This is a genomic window from Pseudomonas sp. DC1.2 (genome assembly GCF_034351645.1).
In the GTDB taxonomy this organism is placed as follows: Bacteria; Pseudomonadota; Gammaproteobacteria; order Pseudomonadales; family Pseudomonadaceae; genus Aquipseudomonas.
Genome location: NZ_CP133782.1, coordinates 968,896 through 989,717, shown reverse-complemented (window position 1 = coordinate 989,717; position 20,822 = coordinate 968,896). Strand labels below are relative to the sequence as shown.

Sequence of the window (20,822 nt, the reverse complement as noted above, 5' to 3'; positions counted from 1 at the left end):
CTGGACGAATGCCGGTGACCGGGCTAAAACGAGGCATTGCCCGGAGATTTTGATGACCCCGCGCCAACGTTTTTTCGATTGTCTGCAACGTTCACCACCCGCTCTGTTTGAGGCGGCGCTGTGGATTGCGGTCGAGCACGACCTTCAGGTCGATCCCGAGGCGCTGCTGGCTAACTTCAAGGACCTGCAACAACGGGTCAGTTGTGGCCTGCCGATGCTGCCCGTCAGCGAGTTGGCCCAGCCCTTGTTGCGCCGCATGAATGACCTCGGATTCGCCCAGGACGACTTCACGCCGTTGCGCCCGCAGGTGGCACTGATCAATAAAGTATTGGAGCGCAAGCGGGGTCAGCCGCTGTCGTTGGGACTGATTGCTCTGGAACTGGCCCGGCGCCTGGAGATCCCGATGGTCGGCGTCAATTTTCCGGGGCATTTCCTGCTGCGGGTACCCGGCGCCGATCATCTGCTAGACCCGTGCGGTGGACGCCGTCTTTATCCAAACGATTGCCGCGAGCTGCTGCAACGCCAGTACGGACCGAACCTGAAACTGGGCACCGAACATCTGCTGACGGCAGAGCCGGCGCACATGCTGCAACGCCTGTCGCGTAACCTGCGCCAATTGCACTTGTCCCACGAGGACTATATTGGCGCCCTGGTGGATGCCGAACGAGTGTTGGAACTGGGCAACGCCAACGCGGCCGATTACCTCGCCAGGGCCAGCCTCTATCAGCGTCTGGATTGCCCGAACGCCGAGCGCTTTGACCTGGAACATGCGCTGCTGCTCAGCGACGACCCGATCCAGCGGCTTCGCCTGACTGAACGATTGGGGCACCTGCCGCCCAACTCCGTTGTCCACTGATCGTGTGCCCGTGTGAGCCTGTCGGCTCTTGATGCAGGCGCCTCGGCCCCGTAGAAAAATACGCGTTTTTTCTCAGGCATCGTGAACAGCCTTCTGCCCAAAAGCAGCCGGAGTTGCATCGCCGGGCGAACGCACCTGAATGATGAATAACGCCGCAATGACCGCTGGAATCGCACAGAAGAAAAAAATCTGCTGCACCGGTAGGTGCATCGCCAGTAACAGGCCGCCAAACAAGGGGCCGAGGATCGAACCGAAACGCCCCACACCCAGTGCCCAGCCGGTCCCCGTGGCGCGCACCTGAGCCGGGTAAAAATTACTGGTGAATGCGTTGAGGGTCAGTTGCCCGCCGATGATGCAGAACCCGGCGGCAAACACACTGGCCACCAGATAACGGGGATTGTCATGGTTTAGGCCCAGCAGAATCGTACACACCGCCGCCGCGGCCAACACGCACGACAGCAGTCGCACCTTGCTTTTGAGGCGGTCGGCAAACCAGGCCATGCAGATGGCGCCGACAGTCCCCGCGAACAGGAACATCGAGGTCACCAGATTAGCCTCATTGAGACTCAAGCCACTTTCCAGCAACAGCGACGGCAGCCAACTGATCATGAAATACAGCAGAATCAAGCTGACGAAAAAAGTTGCCCAGATCAGCAAGGTCGGCCGTGCATAGCCGTTACGGAACAGCTCCACTACCGTCAAGTTGCTGCCGTGCTCCTGCTGGTTTTGCGCCATCGACACGGCGGGCGGTTGCCAATCAGGCAGCATGTGCGCCGTGACTTTACGCAACCGTGCATAAGGCGGCGCATCACGCAACAGACGCGGTAAAGACTCGGGCAGAAACCAGGCCAGAAAGGGGAACAACAGCAACGGCGTGACACCGCCCGCGAGGAACACCGCCTGCCAGCCAAAACGGTCGATGAACCCGGCGGCGACAAATCCGCCCGCCGCCCCGCCCAAGGAAAATCCGCAGGCGGCCAGGGTCACCATCAAGGTCCGCAGACGCGGTGGTGAATATTCCGACATCAACGCCATAGCGCTCGGCATCGCCCCGCCCATGCCGATGCCGCAAATGAAACGGGCGGCCATCAGCGTGTTCAGGGAGTCAGCGAAGACCATCAACACAGTGAGGCAGGCGTAGATCAACACGCAGCACAGCAGAATCCGTCGCACACCGAAGCGATCAGCCAACGGTGTCACCGCCAGCGAGCCCAGCGTCAGGCCCAGCAGGTTGGCGCTGAACACCGGACCGAACGCGGCTTTTTCCAGGCCCCAGTCCTGGGCCAGGGCGGGCACCACATAGCCCAGAACTTGTGCGTCATAACCATCGGTCACCAGCAACAACGCCAGCAACAAAAGGAGTAACCACTGATAACGGGACACAGGACGGGCGTCGAGTGCCGCCCGAAAGCTGGCAATCTGGTTGTGCATCGCAAGGTACCTGTTTTGTTTTTATAGTTTTATGCAGCGTTACTGCGGGGTGTCAGGCTGGTTTGCCGGATGCGCCTTGATGAAGGCCGGGTGTGCCGCGGCCAACGCTGCAACCCGGCGAATGCGTGGATACGCTTCAAGTGGAATATTGAAGCGTTCAGCCGCGTACAACTGCGGGATCAAATAAACCTCTGCCAGCCCAGGCTGAGGACCAAAGCAATACCCTTGATCACCCACACACTGCTCCACCGTCGCCAGCCCTTGGCTGATCCAGTGGCCGATCCACTCCACGACCTGAGGTTCGGCATGCCCCCACTCGCGCAGTTTATTGAGCACACTCACGTTGTGCAGTGGATGCACGTCGCACCCCATCACCGCCGCGACACCGCGCTCGTGAGCCCGAGCGGCAAGGGCCTTGGACAGCAGCGGTGCCTGTGGATAACGCTCTTCCAGGTATTCGATGATCGCCGGTGACTGAATCAGCAACTCGCCTTCGTCAGTGCGCAACGCCGGCACTCGACCTTGCGGGTTGACGGACAGGTACGGCGGCTGCCGGTGCTCGCCACCCGGCGGCGAAATCAGGTTGATCGGCAGGGCCTGGTAGTCCAGACCTTTGAGCGCCAAGGCGATGCGCACCCGGTAAGACGACGTCGAACGGTAGTAGGTATAGAGTTCCATGACGCAGTCCTCTTAACGCGCCGACAGCACGGTGCCACGGCATTCGCCAAAACCGATGGAGACGAAACCGTCGCGGCGGCATCGAGCGCGCAGGATAACTTCGTCGCCATCCTCCAGGAACTTGCGCACTTCACCCGAGGCTAATTGAATTGGCTTTTTACCGCCCTCGGTGATTTCCAGAAGGCTGCCAAACTGGCCACTTTCAGGACCGGACAAGGTGCCGGAGCCGAACAGGTCACCGGCTTGCAACTGGCAACCGTTGACGCTGTGGTGCGCCACCAGCTGCGCCACGGTCCAGTACATGTGCTGGGTGTTGCTGAGTGTCAGGCGTTCGGCGGGCAGGTTTTGCTGACGCATGGTTTCGGTCAGCAGCAGCACTTCCAGTTCGATGTCAAAAGCGCCCGTGGCTTGATCGCGAGTGTCGAAAAGGTACGACAGCGGCTGAGGATCACCTTGCGGGCGCGCCGGTTGAGCGCGACGGAACGGTTCAAGCGCCTCGGCGGTGACCACCCATGGCGAAATGCTGGTGATAAAGCTCTTCGACAAAAACGGCCCCAGCGGCTGGTATTCCCAGGCCTGAATGTCCCGTGCCGACCAGTCGTTGAGCAGGCAGAAACCGGCGATATGATCCGCTGCCTCGCCAATAGCGATCGAGTCGCCCATGGCGTTGCCCTGACCGATCCAGATACCCAGCTCCAATTCATAGTCCAGGCGCGCGCACGGACCAAACGTTGGCTCGGTCTGGCCTGCCGGCAGGGTCTGGCCTTTCGGTCGACGTACCTCGGTGCCGGACGGGCGAATGGTTGAGGCGCGGCCGTGGTAGCCGATCGGCACGTACTTGTAGTTCGGCAACAGCGGGTTGTCGGGACGGAACAGTTTGCCGACATTTTGTGCGTGTTCAATGCCGACGTAGAAGTCGGTGTAGTCGTTGATTTTCGCCGGCAGGTGCATCGTGCAATCCGCCGCCAGTGGCAGCAGCGTTGCACCCTGGGCTTCGATTTTGCCGCGCAGGGTGCTGCCCTGTTTCAGCAGTTCAAGCAGGCGTTCGCGAAGGGCAACGCGAGCGTCGCGGCCCAGTTCGAAGAATGCATTCAGTTGCCCACCACGGGTGGCTTCAACCGTCGTTCGCGCGGCACCGTCGAACAGGCCGGCATCCAGCGCCGCTTCGAGATCGAAAATGTGTTCGCCAATGGCCACACCGCTGCGGGGCGCAGCGCCCTTCACGCTGAACACGCCCAGGGGCAGGTTTTGCAGCGGGAAGTCGGCGTGACCGTTGGCAGAGGCAACCCAGCTAAGCAGGGCGGAAGTCTGAGTCATGAGTTATCTCCGGGTCGCGTCGAAAGTGGTGGGCAGCGAGGCCCAGCAGGCATCGTAATTATTTTGCAGTTGCGGGCAATCAAGGGCAAAACGGCTCGGACGCAAAACTTGGCTGGTCTCAAACATGAAGGCCATGGTGTTGTCGATCTTTGCCGGTGCGAGCTCGGCGTTGATAGCCTTGGTGCAAGTTTCGCCATCAGGACCGTGGGCACTCATGCAGCTGTGTAACGACGCACCGCCGGGCACGAAGCCTTCAGCTTTAGCGTCGTAGGCACCCTGGATCAGGCCCATGAACTCGTTCATCAGGTTGCGGTGAAACCAGGGTGGGCGGAAGGTGTTCTCGGCCACCATCCAGCGCGGAGGGAAGATCACGAAGTCCAGATTGGCCAAACCGTGAACGCTGGTCGGCGACGTCAGGACCGTGAAAATCGACGGATCCGGATGATCGAAACTGACCGTACCGAGGGTGTTGAAACGGCGCAGGTCATATTTATACGGCACGTTGTTACCGTGCCAGGCCACTACGTTCAGCGGTGAATGATCAAGCTCGCAACCCCACAACTGGCCAAGAAACTTCTGCACCAGCGTGGTCGGTTGTTTAAGGTTTTCGTAATGAGCCACCGGCGTCAGAAAATCACGCGGATTGGCCAAGCCGTTGCTGCCGATGGGCCCGAGGTCTGGCAGGCGCAGCGGCGCACCATGATTTTCGGCGAGGTAGCCACGAGCGTTAGAGTCAATCAGCTCGATACGGAATTTCAGGCCGCGTGGCAGCACAGCGATTTCCAGCGGTTCCAGCTCCAGCACCCCCAGCTCGGTGGCGATGCGCAGACGGCCCAGCTCCGGCACCACCAGCCACTCGCCATCGGCGTTGAAGAACACCCGCTCCATAGAGCGGTTGGCACGGTAGGTATAAATGCTGATGCCGGACGGCTTTTCAGCGCTCGAGTTAGCGGCCATGCTCACCAGCCCATCGATGAAATCGGTCGGTTCCTCAGGCATCTCCAATGGGTTCCAGCGCAGACGATTGGGGGTAACTTCACCCAACGGACCGCCAGCCAGTTGTCGATCAAGTTTGACGAATGCCGGGTGATTGGCTGACGGCTGAATCCGGTACATCCAGGTCCTGCGCGCTTCGCTGCGGACCATCGTGAATGCGGTACCGGAGAACAATTCGGTGTAAAGGCCATAAGGGGCTTTTTGCGGGGAGTTCTGGCCGATGGGCAGTGCGCCGGGCAACGCTTCGCTGCTGAATTCGTTGCCAAAGCCGGACAGATAAACCAGCGTTGGCGCCGTTGAATCGAGGTTCATGGAGCCTCCTGAACAGGGAGTAAGCAATGGCCTGTCGCTCTGTTGCAGAGGTCTCGGCACGCCTGGGTTATTTTTATCGTAATCCAATTACGCACAACGTAATTTGATTGGTATTGACCGTCAAGCTATAAAGACGCCCATTCGTCCCGGGATCACACTGCCTTCATGGAAAAGCCGCGTAGCAGCAACAACAGTAACGGTAAGCAGAAAGTCCGCTCGGCCGAGGTCGGCACTGACATCCTCAAGGCACTGGCCGAGTTATCGCCCTCTACCTCGTTGTCGCGCTTGGCCGAACACGTGCAAATGCCCGCGAGCAAGGTGCACCGCTACTTGCAGGCTTTGATCGCCAGCGGCTTCGCCGAGCAAAACAGCGCCACCAACCACTACGGACTCGGCCGCGAGGCCCTGCGTGTAGGGCTTGCGGCACTCAACAGTATGGACGTGCTGAAACTCGCCGCTCTGCCGTTGGCCGAACTGCGGGACGAACTGAACGAAACCTGCTTTTTAGCGGTATGGGGCAATCGAGGCGCCACGGTGGTCCACATCGAACCGGCAATACGTGCGGTGACGGTCGTGACCCAACTGGGTTCGGTGTTGCCATTGCTGAGTTCGTCGACGGGGCTGGTGTTTGGCGCCTTTCTGCCCGAACGCGAAACGCTGGACTTGCGCGCGCAAGAGCTGCAAACCGCCAGCGTCCATGCGTTATCTGACGATCAGGTCTACACCGCGTTGTGCGAACAGATCCGCGAGCGCGGTCTGCATCATGTTCATGGGTTATTGATGCCGGGCGTGGACGCCTTGTCGGCACCGGTGTTTAACGCTGTTGGTCACGTGGCAGCGGTCATGACCATTGTCGGCCCGACCTCATTGTTTCACGCCGACGAAAACGGCCCGGCGGCTCAGCGATTGCTGGCGGCGACGCGGGCCGTGAGTTGGCGAATGGGGTATGAGTGCGCCGCAGTGACTGGCCGACTCATCGATTAATCGGCCGCCGGATCAATGCACCGTGGTCGTGCTCTTCCCCGTGTCGCCCTGTGCCAGAACGTCCTGGACAATTTCCAGCAGCAACTGATGAGGAACCTTTTGCCCGGTCGCCGAGGAATACAGACTCGCTACTGTTTTCGCATCCCCCGCCAGGCCGATCAGCGTTTTTTGAGTGTTGGTGATGGCCTGGATGCCGAGTTTTTTGTACTGCCCATAACCTAGCGTCACAAGTGCAATTAGCGCATCCCTGAAGTGACCAAAGGCTAAACGATCATCTCCATTGTGATAAGCCTGAGCGCCATCCAAAATATTTTTAGTAATAGTTACAGCGCTCACTACCAACCCGACAGGCGGGATCACCATGCTGATGACTTGTGCCGCAAGAATGACGTTGTCATAGACTAATTGCGCAATGATCTCCCCGAGGCTGGTGGTTTGAGCGTCCACATCATCAATGATGCGCAAGACCATTTGACGATAGGCCGCCGGGAAATCCCGGACGCGACTACTAATCTGTAACTTAGGCGACGGCAGCTTTTCACTGGACGCTTCCAACTCGGAAAAATATTTGATGACAGCCTTTTGATCGGTGTAAGCGACGCGCTCGAGGTAGTAGCTACCCAGCCCGTGAGTCCGTACTGACGCGTCAAACTCTTTGAGGCGGCGAAACCATATGCCATCGGGGGACTGAGGCGTATACAACCAATCCTCGACCACCGCGTCAATTTTGCACCGAAAAACATAGACACCCAGCACCGGACGTCGATGCCCAAGATGGAACTGATAAACACTGTTGTCCTCAACCGGGGCATCCCCCAATGGATGCGTCAGGCGAAGATCCCGAGTACTCAAAGATATGATTAGCTCCTTGCAACAGTGCATCTGTTCTTCTGAAATTCGGCCGTGAAAATACTCGCTGAGATTAGCCCGCTGCATCTCAACCAACTGCCTTTGATGATAAACACTGCGCCTGAAGTGGTACCCCTGCTCCTGTTCATTCAGAACAACCGAGCGCAACATATCGATGTATTTTTCACCGGCACGCAAGCTTCGGGACACACTGGCCAATTCAAAAATATTAAGCGTCTTAACGGCAGGATGTCCTTCGGCCAGAGAGAACCGTGGATACGTCTCGGCGGCACCCCGTGAAGGCTCGTTCGCATAGAAGGGCCTCTCTCGGGTAATAACGGATGTCATCGACTCATGATCTTCCGCGTCAAATTCGATAACCACCAGATCCGGATCGACTTCAACCCTTTCGCCACGCTGGTTCAAAATATTTTCGATAGTCTTTTTGGTCAACTCATAGGTGAACTTTTCATAACTCAAAAAACCAGCGTCTCGGGTTTCAACGGTATACAGCGCTTTAAGCTCCGTATCAAACCGTGCAAAATATTGACGATAAATAGCTGGCCCACGCCTGAAATTTCGCGGATCGACCGTACTTTGCTGTGCCAGATCCCAATCAATACGATAACTAATCAACTGGCCCAAAACACCTTCTGACGTGTTATCCCACGCATTGAAATAGCCTTTCTCCATGGCACTAGGAAGTTGTTGTAAATGCCTGAGGTATTTTCTAGCCGTGGCCCGATCACCTGGCATATTTTGTTGAACCAAATACTCCAACCCCTCATCAGTCTCACTCCAACCGAGTAATGCGAACTCCAACGCTCGCTCACTTGGAAACGAATACCAGTCTTGGCCGCCAGGCGAGTCGGGGGCGTACAACACAAAGTCGCTTCGGGGATCGTTTTTACGAGCAAATACCATCACGTCCTTGAGACTGGAGTCGCAGTTCGGAAGATAGTAGGCCTGCGGGGCATAGGCTGGATCTCCGAGATTGGAGCGTTCGACCATTGCCAGATCACTGTCGTTAATATGCCCCTGCAGTTTTGCACTGAAGACAGTGAGCGCAATACGTGTGCCCAGCGACTCCATTAAGGCCATTCGAACCTTAGGATCTTTGAAGCGCTCAAACAGCGCAGCCCAAAATGTCGAGCGTAAATTTACACTTCCTAGCCAGGCGTCCAAACCGCGGAAGTTCACACCACTGGGGATCTGACTCCCTTCGTACAACACCGTGAAGCTGTTGTTAGAATCATGCACACCAAACAATGCCAGCTCGGTCAATGTTCGTTTGTCTTCCTGTACAAGGGTACGACCACCCACATTGAACTCATAATGTGTGGTGGTCATAATTTGATCTGGATCAACAACTTTACCGAACGTACTAGCGACCCATCGTTTGACTTGATAATTAGCGTAACTTCTCAAAGAAGCGACAATCGCCAACTCGCGCCCAAGTTCAATCTCGGCCCTCTCATTCGCCTGCTCCAGATCGGTATAACGCTGTAAATCTTTTGCAGACTGACCCGACAACCAACTCGGCAACTCAACTCTATCTTGCATATTACTCCGCTACTGCTTTCAGATTAAAATGACCCAGTGCCATTTATTGATGCAGCAACGCTAGCGATAACAAGCCAACATTAAAACCAGGAATCCATTACAACCATTTACCAAACTAACCAGTACACAACTGAATACGTATTCGCCCTAGACCGAAAACAATACCTTAATACTGGGCACATAAAAAATTTTAAGTAATTTTTCCTTGTTTTTCAGCGCTCCGGTTAAAAATTCGCCCACCAAACCAACGCCTATATCGTCCTTTTAGTTAAGCACTCGCGCGCGCCCGAGGTCATACCTAAAACTGTTCATGAACGAGGAGCACCTTAATGCTTACCGTATGTAACTCGACAACTAACACATAGACATTTATTGATTAGATTTACCAGGGACTATTAATAGCTGCCCGTCTTTTTTTCGAGTGCTGCGAGCCTTTACGGGCCAATGCATGCGTTTTATGACGCTGCGCTGGAGGACCTGATCGCAGATAACCGGTTAGCTCTGGTGGCGGGCAATCTGTTTAATACCGCTCGCTTGACCTGCCTGTCGGGTGTCATTAACGGACTGTTGCCTGATCTGTAACAGTGCATGTCGCGAATCGCTATTTTTCCTTTTGGCTCAAGCCCTTACTCTTGCCTGGCTTTCACGTCAAAACAGCCGTTACCGAGAAAGCGATGGCGAGTGATCACCCCACGCCATTGGCAAAAGACTTCAGATGAATCGAAAATTCGGCTCATCACACCGTGTTCACTGACGTTGATTTATTGCTCCTGATCAAACGTCTTACCTTGGCCGCTGCGTTTGCAGCGGCCTTTTTTATTGTCTGGAATCGACGTCAGTGACGTTAAAGCGAATATTTTTGCAAATTGCTCATCATTTCCTTCAACGCTTCAATGTTGTCCTTCGGATGCACCGCCCCTTCAAAATCACAAATCTGCTGCCAATGCGCCGCCACCTCTTCCGGCGAAAACCCCACACGCGGATCAAACCCGGCGCCCAGGCTACGCTCCCAGCGCACCTTGCCCATCCAGCCACCGCCCACTTCAAACAGCCCGCAGGTTTCCTGGCAGCTCTCGCTGGCGAGGTACACCACCAGCGGGCTGACCAGTTCCGGTTTGAGCTGTTCGAAGACTTGCGGCGGGATAAGACCTTCGGTCATGCGGGTGCCGCCGGTAGGCGCTATGGCGTTGACCAGAATGTTGTTCTTGCGGCCTTCGATGGCCAGGGTGCGCGTCAAGCCATAGAGGCCGAGTTTGGCCATGCCGTAATTGGACTGGCCGAAGTTGCCATAAATGCCTGAGGTCGAAGCCGTAAAAATAACGCGTCCGTAGTTTTGTGCGCGCAGGTGCGGCCAGGCGGCGCGGGTGACTTTGTACGCGCCTTCGACGTGGACGCGATAAACCAGATCCCAGTCAGCGTCGTCCATTTTGTGGAAGGTCTTGTCCCGCAGGATGCCGGCGTTATTGACCACCACATCAACACGGCCAAACACGTCGAGGGCGTTTTGCACCAGTTTGTCGCCATCGGTGACGGAGTCGTGGTTGGCCTCGGCGGTGCCGCCGGCTTCGCGGATTTCGGCCACCACCCGGTCTGCTGCCGACGCGTTGGCGCCTTCGCCCTGAGTCGAGCCGCCAAGGTCGTTCACCAGCACCTTGGCCCCGTGTTTGGCGAACAGCAATGCGTGGGCTCGTCCGAGGCCGCCGCCGGCACCCGTGACGATCACGACTTTATCTTCGAAGCGCACAGACTCACTCATGGGAAAACTCCAACAGGCCAAGGGACGATAGCTTGGAGTGTCGGGCACGGGACGGCGAGTCACAATCAACAAGGGTGGGGCTGAATGGTGCGCAATAAGGCGCAGGGATGATTGATGAAGAGGGACGTGCATCGCCCCACAGCAATCGTCATGGCAGTCGTCGTGGTGACGGGTTTCAGGGGCTCTGCGACCGCGCAGCGCACTCACCAGCGCGGTTTTAGAGCTCAGGTCGCCAAGCAATCAGGAACAGGCGACCTTGCGCGGCGGGGCTTCCAGTCGGTCGCGAAACGCCAGGTAATGCTTGAGCACCTGCGTCGGAGCCTCGGTCTGCGGGTAGTGGCCGATACCGGGTAGCAGAACAGTGTCAGGATTGGGGATCAACTCTCGATAACGCGTGACCATGTGTGCGCCAGAAATCGGATCGACCTCGCCGTCGATCACCCGCAACGGCACTTTGCAACGCTGCATGGCGCTGACCCAACGATCACGCTGGACGCGCCGCTCGGGGATATAGCCGATCAGTTTGTGCATGATACGAGGCCCGTGATTGCTATCGATCAGGCTCCAGAAGTCATCCAGTTCACTTTCGGTGGGACGGGTCTTGGGGCCGAAGATCTGACCGAAATTTTTCACCAGTCGATCTCGCGTAAAAGCGCGACCTATCATCCAGCCCAAGGGGCTCAGCAAGAGTTTTTGCGCCAGGACCGGACGATGGGTTTCTGGAAATAATCCGCCATTGAGAAACACACAACTGGCGATATGAACGCGCGCTTCTTGATGCCGGGCTAATAATTCCTGAGCCACACTGTCGCCGTAATCGTGGGCCAGCACGTGTATCGGCTGCTCGACGCTCACATTCAGGTGCGCCAACAACGCCTGTTGCAGGTCGGTTTGCTCGAGCAGGCTGTATTCATGGTTCACCGGCTTGGCCGAATCGCCGAAACCGAGCATGTCGCAGGCAATCACGCGATAGCGCTGGGCAAGCGGCTGCCACAGGTAATGCCAGTCCCAACTGGCGGTCGGGAAGCCATGGATCAGCAACAACGGCTCACCCTGCCCCGCCGTCCAGTAACGGATGGTCTGGCCACGAAACAACAACGTCTGGCCGCGTTTGCGCCAGACACACAGAGGAATCTCGGCGAGTGGCATTAGAGTTTGTAACTCGGGTCTTGTTTATCGAGTTTGCGCAGTAGCGCCGGCCAGGCCAACGCGCCTCCCATCCCTTGAGCACTTTTGGTGACGCCGGCAATCATTGCCTTGGCACCTGCCAGAATCGGCGGTGCGATGGTAATCAGCTCTGCACCGCCATTTTGCGCCAGCACCTGGATATCGCAGGCGCGCTGAAAGGTGAACATCATCAGGAACGTGTCGGCGATAGTGCCACCACAGGTCAGCAGACCGTGGTTGTTCAGCATCAGAAAATTGTGTTCGCCTAAATCGACTTGCAGGCGCGACTTCTCTTCGTGGTTCAGTGCAACGCCTTCGTAGGCGTGATAGGCCAGACTCGACAGCACGAACAACGATTGCTGGCTGATGGGCAGAACGCCGTGTTTTTGCGCCGAAACCGCGACACCGGCGGCGGTGTGGGTGTGCAGCACACAGACGACATCGTGACGCACTTCGTGTACGGCACTGTGAATGGTGTAACCCGCAGGATTGATCTCGTAAGGACTGTCCATCAGCTTATGGCCGGCCTGATCGACCTTGACCAGGCTTGAGGCCGTGATTTCGTGGAACATCAGCCCGAACGGGTTGATCAGAAAATCTTCAGTGCCCGGCACCTTGGCCGAAATATGCGTAAAGATCAGATCATCCCAACCGTGGAGGGCGACCAGACGGTAGCACGCCGCCAAATCGATACGGGTCTGCCACTCGGCGGCACTGACCTGGTCTTTGACACTGTGTGGCGATTGGACGGGGGCGACGCTCACGGCAAGAACCTCCTGGATTTTTATTGTTTTGCTCACGTGAAAGCAGTCTAGCCAGCCACCGGACTTCGTGTAGTTGCATTAGCAGCCAGCTTGATGGCCGAGCGAGTCAGTCACACAAAGACCTTGGATACCGGTCACAGCAGCAGGGTCAACAACGGCGCGGCGAACAGGTTGAGCAATCCCGTCAACACCATGACCAGACCCGCCACCGAGCCTTCTTCGCTGCCCACCTCATGAGCCCGACTGACCCCGGCACCATGAGCGCCGACACCAAACAACGCGCCTCGCGCCAGCGCACTGCGCAGGGGCAGCCACTTGAGCAAGACACCGCCGAGCATCGCGCCAAACACTCCGGTGAACATCACAAACACCGCCGTGAGTTCCGGCACACCGCCCAAATCATGAGCCAGCGGCATGGCAAACGGGGTGGTAATCGAGCGTGGCAGCAGCGACAACGTTACGGAGCTGTCCAGCGCCAGAGCTTTGGCTAAACCGAATGAACTGCCGATGGACGCCACACTCCCCGCCAGCATCCCGAGCAACAATGCCGACCAATGGCGCATCAGCAGTTGCCGCTGCTGCCAGATCGGCACCGCAAACGCGACAGTGACCGGTCCCAGCACCCCCATCAGCCAATGGGTGTCGCTGGAGTACTCGGCATAGGCGGTGTGCAGCGGCACTGCCAACGCCAGCAACAGGATCGGCACCAGAATCAGCGGCGACAGTAAGTAGTGGCCCGTGCGCCGGTAGATCCAGCGACTGAACAAGTAGGCCAGCAGCGTGAAGGCCAGCCAGAACACCGGCATCAGCTCAAGCTTCATGGGACCGCCTCAAGCGCACGACCCACTCCACCGTAAACGCCGTGACCAGCATCACCATCAATGTACTGACGCCAATCACCAACAGAATCCGCCAACCGTCGTCGCGCAACAGTGCGCCGTAATCCAGCAGGCTCATCAAGGCCGGAATAAAAAACAGCAGCATTTCGGCCATCAACAGACCGGCGCCCCGTTGCACTGCCGCTGGCTTGACCCAGCCCAAAGCAAACACCAACAGCAGCAGCCCCATACCGATTACACCCCCCGGGATCGGCCAACCCGACCAAGCAGCGAGTTGGCAGCCGAGCGCGTAGATGACCAGCAGCACCGCGAGTTCAGCCACCAGTCGAGCCAGGTATTTCAACGTCGATGCAGTCATGATTTCGGTCCTCAGAGACGCTCATTTTAAGGAGCAGACTGTTATCCCCGAAGCGAATTGTTAGACTCAGCGCCATTCCAAAATGGAATCATCAAGATGGAATTCAAACAGCTGCGCAGCTTTGTCGAAGTCATGCACCAGGGCGGGTTCACCCAAGCCGCCAAGACCCTGCACATCAGTCAATCGGCGGTGAGTAAGCAAGTCGCTCAACTGGAGCAAAGCCTGGGCACCCCGTTGCTCGAACGCCTGGGCTCGCAACTGCGCCTGACCGCCGCCGGCAGCGTGGTGCTGCAACGAGCGGAAGGCATGCTGCGATTGCGTAACGAATTACTCAGCGAGCTGGACGACTTGAGCCAACTGGCCCGAGGAGAGTTGCGTCTGGGCTTGCCGCTGCTGGGCAGTGACGCACTGTTCGCCGGCCTGTTCGCCGAATACCGGCGACGCTACCCCAACATCAGCATTCAGTTACTCGAAGGTGGCAGCCTGAACATTGAGCAAGCCGTATTGAGTGGCGAGCTGGAGCTGGGTGGCAGTCTCAAGCCCCAAGACCCACAGTTCGCCTTCCAACCGTTCTGCGATGAGCCGCTGGACGCACTGCTGCCGGCCGATCATCCACTGGCAACAAAAACAGAAATTGGTCTGCAGGAGTTGGCCGACACGCCGTTTCTGCTGTATCAGCGCAGTTTTGTACTCAATGATCGTTTGCTGCAGGCCTGCCAGCAATTGGGGTTTACGCCGAAAGAAGGCGGACGCAGCGGACAGGCTGATTTTCTGGCGGCACTGGTGGCCGCCGGACAAGGTGTGGTGCTGTTGCCCAGCGTTGTGGCACGCGGGCTAGCGCGTCCGGGCGTAGTACGCCTGACGCTGAACGCACCGAACTATCTGCGTTGGGATATCGCCTTTATTTGGCGTCGGGGCGCTTATCTGTCGAAAGCAGCCCAGGCCTGGCTCGCGTTAGTGCGCGAGCGTCCGGTCAGCCCCGCAGAGCGCTGACCAGCTCAGCCAACCAAGGCTCGGCGTCGTCTTGCGGGGTGACGCTTTCACTGGCGTCCAGACGCAGCATCGGCAGCACTTCGCGCACGCCCAGTTCAGCGAACAATTCGCGCATCAGTTCGCCTCCGCCGCAAAACGTATCGCCGTAACTCGCATCGCCCAGACCGATCACCGCACCCGGCAAGCCACGCCAGGCGGCCGGTAGTTGGTCGCGGATCATCGAATACAACGGTTGCAGGTTATCCGGCAACTCGCCCATGCCCGTGGTTGATGTCACCACCAGGATGGCCTCGGGGCTGAATGCCTGCACATCGGCAAGGCTGGCGCGTGAGTTGTGCCAGGTGTCTAAACCGGCGTCTTTCAAAATCTTCGCAGCGTGACGGGCGACGTCTTCAGCCGTGCCGTATACCGAGCCGGAAAGGATGGCGACTTTCATCAATCTGATCCTGAGTCTAAGTAAAAAGACGGGGATAGTAACAGCCATGGCAAAAAAGCTGCGAGTCACGCTCAATCAGCCTTGATGGCGAGTGGACAGCGCAGGCTGTTCTTCTAAAATGCAGCTTTTAATCAGCGTGGAAGTGGCCCTCTGATGATCAACGCCCAACTGCTACAGATGGTGGTCAATGCGTCCAACGAAGGCATCGTGATCGCTGAAAAAGAAGGCGATCAAGACAGCATCCTGATTTATGTCAATCCGGCTTTTGAACGCCTGACCGGCTACACCAGCGAGGAAATTCTCTACCAGGACTGCCGTTTTCTGCAGGCCGGGGACCGGGATCAGCCAGCATTGAATGCGATCCGTGAAGTGTTGGCGCACGGAGGATCCTGCCGGGAAACCCTCAGAAACTATCGCAAGGACGGGACACCGTTCTGGAACGAACTGTCCCTGTCGACGGTAAAAAGCGAGAGTGACGGACTGACCTACTTCGTTGCTGTGCAAAAGGACGTCACGGTGCAGGTCAAGGCCTTGCAACGGATCGCGCAATTGGAGGCACAGCTGGTCCAGGCACAGGCTGAGCTGGCAGCGCTGAAGTGACGAACGGCGAAAACAAAGCGGTGAATTAATTGTCATTAGCTACAATCACCGATGACTTTGTAACTATATCTTTAGAGCTAGCCATGCAACGCGACGCGCTTCTGACTCAGGATGAGCTGGATTTCATCCAGACCATGCAACACAACCCGCAGCTCAATATGCGGGATGCGACGTCGAGCTTGCTGGTTAACGGTGGTTCACAGATCCGCGACCTGCTGACGCGGCTCGCAGCGCATGAACAAGTGACCATTCAAGCCAACTTCGAAAACCAGCAAATGACATTTCCACTGCACCTGGTGGAAGATGAATTTCACGCGCTGCACCTGCGCCTAGGCGTTCCGAGCATTTACGAAGACGGGCCGATGGTCCGCCCCTGGCGCCTGGCGCTCGAAGAGCCGGTAGCACTTGAGAACGCCAAAGGACAAGCCGGCACACTGTGGGTTCACGAAGTGTCGTTCAAAGGCGTGTTACTCGAAGTGCGCAACAAGACCAAACCCCCCAAGCATTTCGCGTTGTGGTTCAGTCCTTCAGGCTATGAGCGGATTGCGTTGCGTGGCACCTTCGAGCGCGAAACCGAACTGGGCTTCTTCGCCTATCAGTTGAACCAAAGCGACAAGGACGAAACCGAACGCCTGCGCCAGTTCATCCTTCAGCAGCATCGCGTCACGCACCCAGCCCTGCACGTCTAAGCCTTACGTATCCAGGCTTCCCGCCAGAAACAGCTTCAGACGTTCACGCATCAACAACCCTTCATTTCCCAGGCAGCCGATTGACGATCCAGCGAGGCTTTCTTGTGCGAGGTCCGATACATCGCCAGCCAGCATTAACTGGCAATCCAGACTCAACGCCAAACGATGCAGGCGCCGAGGCAACTCGGGGGCCGGAGCGTGATTTGAAAACAACACCAGCGCCCTGGGTTTGATTTTCTCGCAAATCAGGGTCAATTCATCGAGCGGTTGGCCAACTGTCAGCACTCGCACGGTTACATTGGCGCTGCTCATAAACAAAGCGGCCACCAGCAACTCAAGTTCACGGCACTGACCGACCAGAGCGCTGACCACGACAGAAATGGAGTATTTGGTGCGCATCAACAACAAACGATGCACGACGCGCGATCGCAGAAAACCGTCCAGGAACAGCCATTCACTGGTCTGACCGAACATATCCTGGCGTTGCAACAGTTGCTTCCAGAGCGGAAGCAAAATGTCCTGAAACACTACCGTCTGGGCGTAGGTAGAAAAGATCTGTCCGTAAACACGCTCTAATTCAACCTCGTCAAAAGCACTGACGGCAGCCTGGATTTGCTGCTGCCATTGGGCATAGTCAGCTTCAATCCGGTCATCGGGAATGATGTGCGACAACGCCTGAAGCGGGGCACTCTTGGCCAGAATTTTGCCCACCTTGCTGACAGCCACGCCGCGCTCAATCCAGCCAAGGATGCTGCGTACCCGCTCAACATCGGCCATCGAGTAGAGTCGGTGCCCACTTTCGGTGCGAGTGGGCTGAATCAGACCGTAACGGCGCTCCCAGGCTCGCAGCGTAACGGGATTGATACCCGTCAGGCGCGCGACCTCACGAATCGGAAACAGGACTTCCTGTACAGGGGAAAGTACAGGCTGCAAGACCGGGACTACGTCAGTTGAAACAGGCATTTGGCGGCCCACGTCCGAGTTTGGATTGGAAGGCATTCTACCCGTCTCGAGCCCACTGTCTATTCAACAAGTCAATGGACAAAGAAAGTCTCTGGCGTAATTTTCATAATCAGGAATAATCCTTGCTTGCAACGAGACGCAGCCCACCACCCCGGCGCTGCGCCTGGCGAAACTCCTATCCGGAGTGACGCGTTTGTTTTTCGGAGATACACAATGTCTACCTCCCCCGTCACGTTGATGGTTGCGCGCCGAGTCGCCGATGGGCGCTATCAGGACCTGATCGCCTGGTTGCGCGAAGGCGAACAACTGGCCACTGACTTCCCTGGTTATCTCGGCTCCGGCGTGCTTGCGCCACCGCCTGACGATGACGAATTTCAGATTATTTTCCGCTTCGCCGACGAGCAAACCCTGCACGCCTGGGAGCATTCAGCCTCGCGCACTGCGTGGCTGGCACGCGGCAGCGACTTGTTCGCGCATCCGACCGAACATCGGGTCAGTGGCATCGAAGGCTGGTTCGGTGCCGCGGGTCAACGTCCGCCACGCTGGAAACAGGCCGTGGCGATCTGGCTGGCGTTCTTTCCAGTATCGCTGCTGTTCAACTTTGTCCTGGGGCCGCTGTTGGGCGAGATGAGCCTATTGCCTCGGGTGTTTGTCAGTACCCTGTGCCTGACACCGTTGATGGTTTATTTCTTCATTCCGCTGTCGACTCACTTGCTGGCAGCCTGGTTACACAGTACGCCGGCGCGCACATTGCCCGCCAAACCTTCAACGCAAAACCGCTAATCAACTTGATGCGCGCGCGAGCGCTCACCCAAGCACGCGCGCAATAGGTTTACAGCTCCCGTCGCTGGTATAGTTTTGCCCTTACCGCGACGCGAGCCGTTCATGACCTCTTCTTCTGCTCCGATCCTCATCACCGGTGCCGGCCAGCGTGTCGGGCTGCACTGTGCGCAGCGTTTGCTCGACGACGGCCACCGTGTGATCTTCAGCTACCGCAGCGAGCGAGCCGGCGTCCAAACCCTGCGCGACCTGGGGGCGACAGCAGTGTTCGCAGATTTTTCCAGCGAAGCCGGCATTCTCACGTTCATCGCCGCTCTCAAGACCTGTACCGACAGCCTTCGAGCGATTGTCCACAACGCCTCCGAATGGTTGGCTGAAACGCCAGACACCGATGCCCAGGCGTTCACCCGAATGTTCAACGTACACATGCTGGCGCCCTACCTGATCAACCTGCACTGCGCCGACTTGCTGCAACATTCAAGCCCCGCAGACATCGTACACATCAGTGACGACGTGACCCGTAAAGGCAGCAGCAAACACATCGGTTACTGTGCCAGCAAAGCCGGGCTCGACAGCCTGACCCTGTCCTTCGCCGCCAAGTACGCGCCGACGATCAAGGTCAACGGCATCGCACCAGCCCTGCTATTGTTCAATCCCGAAGATGACGCAACTTACCGCGCCAAGGCACTGGCCAAGTCTGCCCTGGGTATCGAACCCGGTAGCGAAGTGATCTACCAGAGCCTGCGGTATCTGCTCGACAACCCTTATGTCACCGGTACGACCCTGACCGTCAACGGCGGACGGCACATCAAATAAGCCGCCCCGCGAGGATGTTTCATGACGTTATCCCTGCCCCAGAACGCCCTGTCCCAAAGTTATCGCGAAATCCTCATCGGTATCGGTGAAGACCCCGAACGCGAGGGCCTGCTCGATACCCCTGTGCGAGCAGCCAAGGCCATGCAGTACCTCTGCCATGGCTACGAACAAAGTGTCGATGCAATCGTCAATGGCGCCCTGTTTGCGTCCGACACCGATGAAATGGTGATCGTCGCCGACATCGAGCTGTATTCGCTCTGTGAACATCACCTCTTGCCCTTCATCGGCAAGGCTCATGTGGCTTATATTCCAACAGGCAAGGTGCTGGGCCTGTCGAAAATCGCACGATTGGTGGACATGTTCGCCCGGCGACTGCAAATTCAGGAAAACCTCACCCGACAAATCGCCGATGCAGTGCAACGCGTGACCAACGCCGCAGGTGTCGCGGTGGTTATCGAAGCCCAGCACATGTGCATGATGATGCGCGGTGTCGAGAAACAGAATTCGACCATGAACACCTCCGTGATGCTCGGCGCCTTTCGCGAATCGAGCAACACCCGCCAGGAGTTCCTGCAATTGATTGGACGGAGCAAGTAGCAATGCCACAACTTCAGCCAGGAATGGCACGCATCCGGGTCAAAGACCTGTGTCTGCGTACCTTCATCGGAATCAACGAGGACGAAATCCTCAACAAACAAGATGTGCTGATCAACCTCACCATCCTGTATGCAGCGCAAGCAGCCGTGCGGGACAACGACATTGATCACGCCTTGAACTACCGCACCATCACCAAGGCGATCATCGCCCACGTGGAGGGCAACCGTTTTGCCCTGCTCGAACGACTGACCCAAGAGATTCTCGACCTGGTCATGCTCAACGAGTCGGTGCTGTACGCCGAAGTGGAAGTTGATAAACCCCACGCGCTGCGATTTGCCGAGTCGGTGTCGATTACCCTCGCCGCGAGCCGCTGAGGGCTTATGGCCTCATGCTCTTCAGACTTTTATCATCCGCGCCACGATTCAATTGCACAGAGCCCACCATGAACGATCAACAACGCCTGGAACTTGAAGCCGCCGCCTTTCGTCGGCTGGTCGCGCACCTGGACAGCCGCAAGGATGTACAGAACATCGACCTGATGAACCTCTCGGGTTTCTGCCGCAACTGCCTGTCCAAGTGGTACAAGGCCGCTGCCGACGAGCGCCAGATCGAGGTCAGCCTCGACGACGCTCGCGAAGTGGTCTACGGCATGCCCTACGCCGAGTGGAAAACCCACTACCAGCAAGAAGCCAGCGCCGAACAACAAGCGGCGTTCGCCAAAGGAAAACCCAATGAATGATTTGAACACACTGCGCGCAAGCCTTCAGAGCGGCAAACACCTGTTTGCCGACACCTTGGCCTTCGTCGCAGCCAGTTATGAGTATCAGCCGCAAGCGTTCAACAACGGCGGTGTGGAAAACGCCGCCGGGCAAAACGAAGGCTCGTGCAAGACCCTGGGCCTGGCGTTGCTCGAAGGCTTGAGCGATCAGGAAGCGCTGTTGGCGTTTGGCGAACATTATCGGTCGGTAGTCGCCACGCCTGAGGGCAGCGATCACGGCAATATCCGGGCATTGATTGCGCACGGCCTGGCCGGGGTGCAGTTCACTCAACAGCCGCTGACCCGTCGCTAGAGCCTATT

At 57.4% G+C, this 20,822-nt stretch carries 22 protein-coding genes and 1 pseudogene; 11 read left to right on the top strand and 12 right to left on the bottom strand.

Features of this window, described 5'->3' with window-relative positions; translation table 11 throughout:
• Positions 1-52: 52 nt before the first annotated feature.
• A complete protein-coding gene (locus RHM68_RS04360; protein ID WP_322220701.1) occupies positions 53-856 on the top strand; it encodes a SirB1 family protein in 804 nt (267 codons plus the stop codon).
• Positions 857-928: 72 nt separating this feature from the next.
• On the opposite strand, the gene RHM68_RS04355 is transcribed toward RHM68_RS04360, so the two are convergent.
• Genes RHM68_RS04355 through hmgA form a run of 4 tightly spaced genes read right to left on the bottom strand, consistent with a single transcriptional unit; the run spans position 929 to position 5,590 of the window.
• The gene (locus RHM68_RS04355; protein WP_322220700.1) at positions 929-2,287 is read right to left on the bottom strand and encodes an aromatic acid/H+ symport family MFS transporter; all 1,359 of its coding nucleotides are present in this window, start codon (positions 2,285-2,287) and stop codon (positions 929-931) included.
• A gap of 39 nt (positions 2,288-2,326) precedes the next feature.
• Positions 2,327-2,965, bottom strand: a complete 639-nt coding sequence (maiA, locus tag RHM68_RS04350; protein WP_322220699.1) for a maleylacetoacetate isomerase — start codon at positions 2,963-2,965, stop codon at positions 2,327-2,329.
• Between the two features lie 12 nt (positions 2,966-2,977).
• A complete protein-coding gene (gene fahA, locus RHM68_RS04345; protein ID WP_322220698.1) occupies positions 2,978-4,282 on the bottom strand; it encodes a fumarylacetoacetase in 1,305 nt (434 codons plus the stop codon).
• A gap of 3 nt (positions 4,283-4,285) precedes the next feature.
• Positions 4,286-5,590, bottom strand: coding sequence for a homogentisate 1,2-dioxygenase (gene hmgA, locus RHM68_RS04340; protein ID WP_322220697.1), 1,305 nt, complete (start codon positions 5,588-5,590; stop codon positions 4,286-4,288).
• Between the two features lie 165 nt (positions 5,591-5,755).
• On the opposite strand from hmgA, the gene RHM68_RS04335 reads away from it, so the two are divergent.
• Positions 5,756-6,574 (top strand): IclR family transcriptional regulator, encoded by an 819-nt coding sequence (locus RHM68_RS04335; RefSeq protein WP_322220696.1) that lies wholly within the window; start codon positions 5,756-5,758, stop codon positions 6,572-6,574.
• A gap of 12 nt (positions 6,575-6,586) precedes the next feature.
• Here RHM68_RS04335 and RHM68_RS04330 read toward each other — a convergent pair whose 3' ends face one another.
• From RHM68_RS04330 to RHM68_RS04305, 6 genes are all read right to left on the bottom strand, one after another.
• Positions 6,587-8,986, bottom strand: a complete 2,400-nt coding sequence (locus tag RHM68_RS04330) for a dermonecrotic toxin domain-containing protein (RefSeq protein WP_322220695.1) — start codon at positions 8,984-8,986, stop codon at positions 6,587-6,589.
• 844 nt (positions 8,987-9,830) lie between these two features.
• Complete coding sequence (locus RHM68_RS04325; RefSeq protein ID WP_322220694.1) at positions 9,831-10,742, bottom strand: SDR family oxidoreductase; 912 nt, start codon at positions 10,740-10,742, stop codon at positions 9,831-9,833.
• A gap of 240 nt (positions 10,743-10,982) precedes the next feature.
• Positions 10,983-11,891 carry an alpha/beta hydrolase gene (locus RHM68_RS04320; RefSeq protein ID WP_322220693.1) on the bottom strand — a complete coding sequence of 303 codons (909 nt, stop codon included), beginning with the start codon at positions 11,889-11,891 and terminating at the stop codon, positions 10,983-10,985.
• Positions 11,891-12,673 carry a class II aldolase/adducin family protein gene (locus tag RHM68_RS04315; protein ID WP_322220692.1) on the bottom strand — a complete coding sequence of 261 codons (783 nt, stop codon included), beginning with the start codon at positions 12,671-12,673 and terminating at the stop codon, positions 11,891-11,893. The genes RHM68_RS04320 and RHM68_RS04315 overlap by 1 nt, the downstream gene beginning before the upstream one ends.
• A 134-nt stretch (positions 12,674-12,807) precedes the next feature.
• Positions 12,808-13,494: an LrgB family protein gene (locus RHM68_RS04310; RefSeq protein WP_322220691.1), complete on the bottom strand. Its 687-nt coding sequence runs from the start codon at positions 13,492-13,494 to the stop codon at positions 12,808-12,810.
• Complete coding sequence (locus RHM68_RS04305; RefSeq protein ID WP_322220690.1) at positions 13,484-13,870, bottom strand: CidA/LrgA family protein; 387 nt, start codon at positions 13,868-13,870, stop codon at positions 13,484-13,486. The genes RHM68_RS04310 and RHM68_RS04305 overlap by 11 nt, the downstream gene beginning before the upstream one ends.
• Before the next feature lie 96 nt (positions 13,871-13,966).
• Between RHM68_RS04305 and RHM68_RS04300 the strand changes: the two genes are divergently transcribed.
• Positions 13,967-14,863: a LysR family transcriptional regulator gene (locus RHM68_RS04300; protein ID WP_322220689.1), complete on the top strand. Its 897-nt coding sequence runs from the start codon at positions 13,967-13,969 to the stop codon at positions 14,861-14,863.
• Here RHM68_RS04300 and RHM68_RS04295 read toward each other — a convergent pair.
• Positions 14,844-15,299 (bottom strand): flavodoxin, encoded by a 456-nt coding sequence (locus RHM68_RS04295; RefSeq protein ID WP_322220688.1) that lies wholly within the window; start codon positions 15,297-15,299, stop codon positions 14,844-14,846. The genes RHM68_RS04300 and RHM68_RS04295 overlap by 20 nt on opposite strands.
• A gap of 153 nt (positions 15,300-15,452) precedes the next feature.
• On the opposite strand from RHM68_RS04295, the pseudogene RHM68_RS04290 reads away from it, so the two are divergent.
• Both RHM68_RS04290 and RHM68_RS04285 read left to right on the top strand, forming a co-directional pair.
• Positions 15,453-15,928 (top strand): annotated as a pseudogene (locus RHM68_RS04290) (PAS domain-containing protein).
• Positions 15,929-15,982: 54 nt separating this feature from the next.
• Entirely contained in the window at positions 15,983-16,588 is a 606-nt protein-coding gene (locus RHM68_RS04285; RefSeq protein WP_322220687.1) for a hypothetical protein, read from the top strand.
• A 3-nt stretch (positions 16,589-16,591) separates the two neighbouring features.
• Here RHM68_RS04285 and RHM68_RS04280 read toward each other — a convergent pair whose 3' ends face one another.
• A complete protein-coding gene (locus tag RHM68_RS04280; protein ID WP_322220686.1) occupies positions 16,592-17,551 on the bottom strand; it encodes a MerR family transcriptional regulator in 960 nt (319 codons plus the stop codon).
• A gap of 213 nt (positions 17,552-17,764) precedes the next feature.
• Between RHM68_RS04280 and RHM68_RS04275 the strand changes: the two genes are divergently transcribed.
• The 6 genes from RHM68_RS04275 (at position 17,765) to RHM68_RS04250 (ending at position 20,814) form a co-directional block, all read left to right on the top strand.
• Entirely contained in the window at positions 17,765-18,334 is a 570-nt protein-coding gene (locus RHM68_RS04275) for an antibiotic biosynthesis monooxygenase (protein ID WP_322220685.1), read from the top strand.
• A 102-nt stretch (positions 18,335-18,436) separates the two neighbouring features.
• Positions 18,437-19,147, top strand: coding sequence for a dihydromonapterin reductase (gene folM / locus RHM68_RS04270; RefSeq protein WP_322220684.1), 711 nt, complete (start codon positions 18,437-18,439; stop codon positions 19,145-19,147).
• A 21-nt stretch (positions 19,148-19,168) separates the two neighbouring features.
• Positions 19,169-19,744 (top strand): GTP cyclohydrolase I FolE, encoded by a 576-nt coding sequence (gene folE, locus RHM68_RS04265; protein ID WP_322220683.1) that lies wholly within the window; start codon positions 19,169-19,171, stop codon positions 19,742-19,744.
• A gap of 2 nt (positions 19,745-19,746) precedes the next feature.
• On the top strand, positions 19,747-20,118 hold the full coding sequence (gene folX / locus RHM68_RS04260) for a dihydroneopterin triphosphate 2'-epimerase (RefSeq protein ID WP_322220682.1): 372 nt from the start codon (positions 19,747-19,749) through the stop codon (positions 20,116-20,118).
• Positions 20,119-20,186: 68 nt separating this feature from the next.
• The gene (locus RHM68_RS04255; RefSeq protein WP_322220681.1) at positions 20,187-20,483 is read left to right on the top strand and encodes a DUF1244 domain-containing protein; all 297 of its coding nucleotides are present in this window, start codon (positions 20,187-20,189) and stop codon (positions 20,481-20,483) included.
• Positions 20,476-20,814: a HopJ type III effector protein gene (locus RHM68_RS04250; RefSeq protein ID WP_322220680.1), complete on the top strand. Its 339-nt coding sequence runs from the start codon at positions 20,476-20,478 to the stop codon at positions 20,812-20,814. Before RHM68_RS04255 ends, RHM68_RS04250 begins: the two co-directional genes overlap by 8 nt.
• Positions 20,815-20,822: the final 8 nt, after the last annotated feature.

Bases quoted from the DNA above. Each gene is read 5' to 3' on its own strand.
- RHM68_RS04360 (WP_322220701.1), top strand. From the start codon at position 53: ATGACCCCGCGCCAACGTTTTTTCGATTGTCTGCAACGTTCACCACCC.
- RHM68_RS04355 (WP_322220700.1), bottom strand. From the start codon at position 2,287: ATGCACAACCAGATTGCCAGCTTTCGGGCGGCACTCGACGCCCGTCCT.
- maiA (WP_322220699.1), bottom strand. From the start codon at position 2,965: ATGGAACTCTATACCTACTACCGTTCGACGTCGTCTTACCGGGTGCGC.
- fahA (WP_322220698.1), bottom strand. From the start codon at position 4,282: ATGACTCAGACTTCCGCCCTGCTTAGCTGGGTTGCCTCTGCCAACGGT.
- hmgA (WP_322220697.1), bottom strand. From the start codon at position 5,590: ATGAACCTCGATTCAACGGCGCCAACGCTGGTTTATCTGTCCGGCTTT.
- RHM68_RS04335 (WP_322220696.1), top strand. From the start codon at position 5,756: ATGGAAAAGCCGCGTAGCAGCAACAACAGTAACGGTAAGCAGAAAGTC.
- RHM68_RS04330 (WP_322220695.1), bottom strand. From the start codon at position 8,986: ATGCAAGATAGAGTTGAGTTGCCGAGTTGGTTGTCGGGTCAGTCTGCA.
- RHM68_RS04325 (WP_322220694.1), bottom strand. From the start codon at position 10,742: ATGAGTGAGTCTGTGCGCTTCGAAGATAAAGTCGTGATCGTCACGGGT.
- RHM68_RS04320 (WP_322220693.1), bottom strand. From the start codon at position 11,891: ATGCCACTCGCCGAGATTCCTCTGTGTGTCTGGCGCAAACGCGGCCAG.
- RHM68_RS04310 (WP_322220691.1), bottom strand. From the start codon at position 13,494: ATGAAGCTTGAGCTGATGCCGGTGTTCTGGCTGGCCTTCACGCTGCTG.
- RHM68_RS04305 (WP_322220690.1), bottom strand. From the start codon at position 13,870: ATGACTGCATCGACGTTGAAATACCTGGCTCGACTGGTGGCTGAACTC.
- RHM68_RS04300 (WP_322220689.1), top strand. From the start codon at position 13,967: ATGGAATTCAAACAGCTGCGCAGCTTTGTCGAAGTCATGCACCAGGGC.
- RHM68_RS04295 (WP_322220688.1), bottom strand. From the start codon at position 15,299: ATGAAAGTCGCCATCCTTTCCGGCTCGGTATACGGCACGGCTGAAGAC.
- RHM68_RS04285 (WP_322220687.1), top strand. From the start codon at position 15,983: ATGCAACGCGACGCGCTTCTGACTCAGGATGAGCTGGATTTCATCCAG.
- RHM68_RS04280 (WP_322220686.1), bottom strand. From the start codon at position 17,551: ATGCCTGTTTCAACTGACGTAGTCCCGGTCTTGCAGCCTGTACTTTCC.
- RHM68_RS04275 (WP_322220685.1), top strand. From the start codon at position 17,765: ATGTCTACCTCCCCCGTCACGTTGATGGTTGCGCGCCGAGTCGCCGAT.
- folM (WP_322220684.1), top strand. From the start codon at position 18,437: ATGACCTCTTCTTCTGCTCCGATCCTCATCACCGGTGCCGGCCAGCGT.
- folE (WP_322220683.1), top strand. From the start codon at position 19,169: ATGACGTTATCCCTGCCCCAGAACGCCCTGTCCCAAAGTTATCGCGAA.
- folX (WP_322220682.1), top strand. From the start codon at position 19,747: ATGCCACAACTTCAGCCAGGAATGGCACGCATCCGGGTCAAAGACCTG.
- RHM68_RS04255 (WP_322220681.1), top strand. From the start codon at position 20,187: ATGAACGATCAACAACGCCTGGAACTTGAAGCCGCCGCCTTTCGTCGG.
- RHM68_RS04250 (WP_322220680.1), top strand. From the start codon at position 20,476: ATGAATGATTTGAACACACTGCGCGCAAGCCTTCAGAGCGGCAAACAC.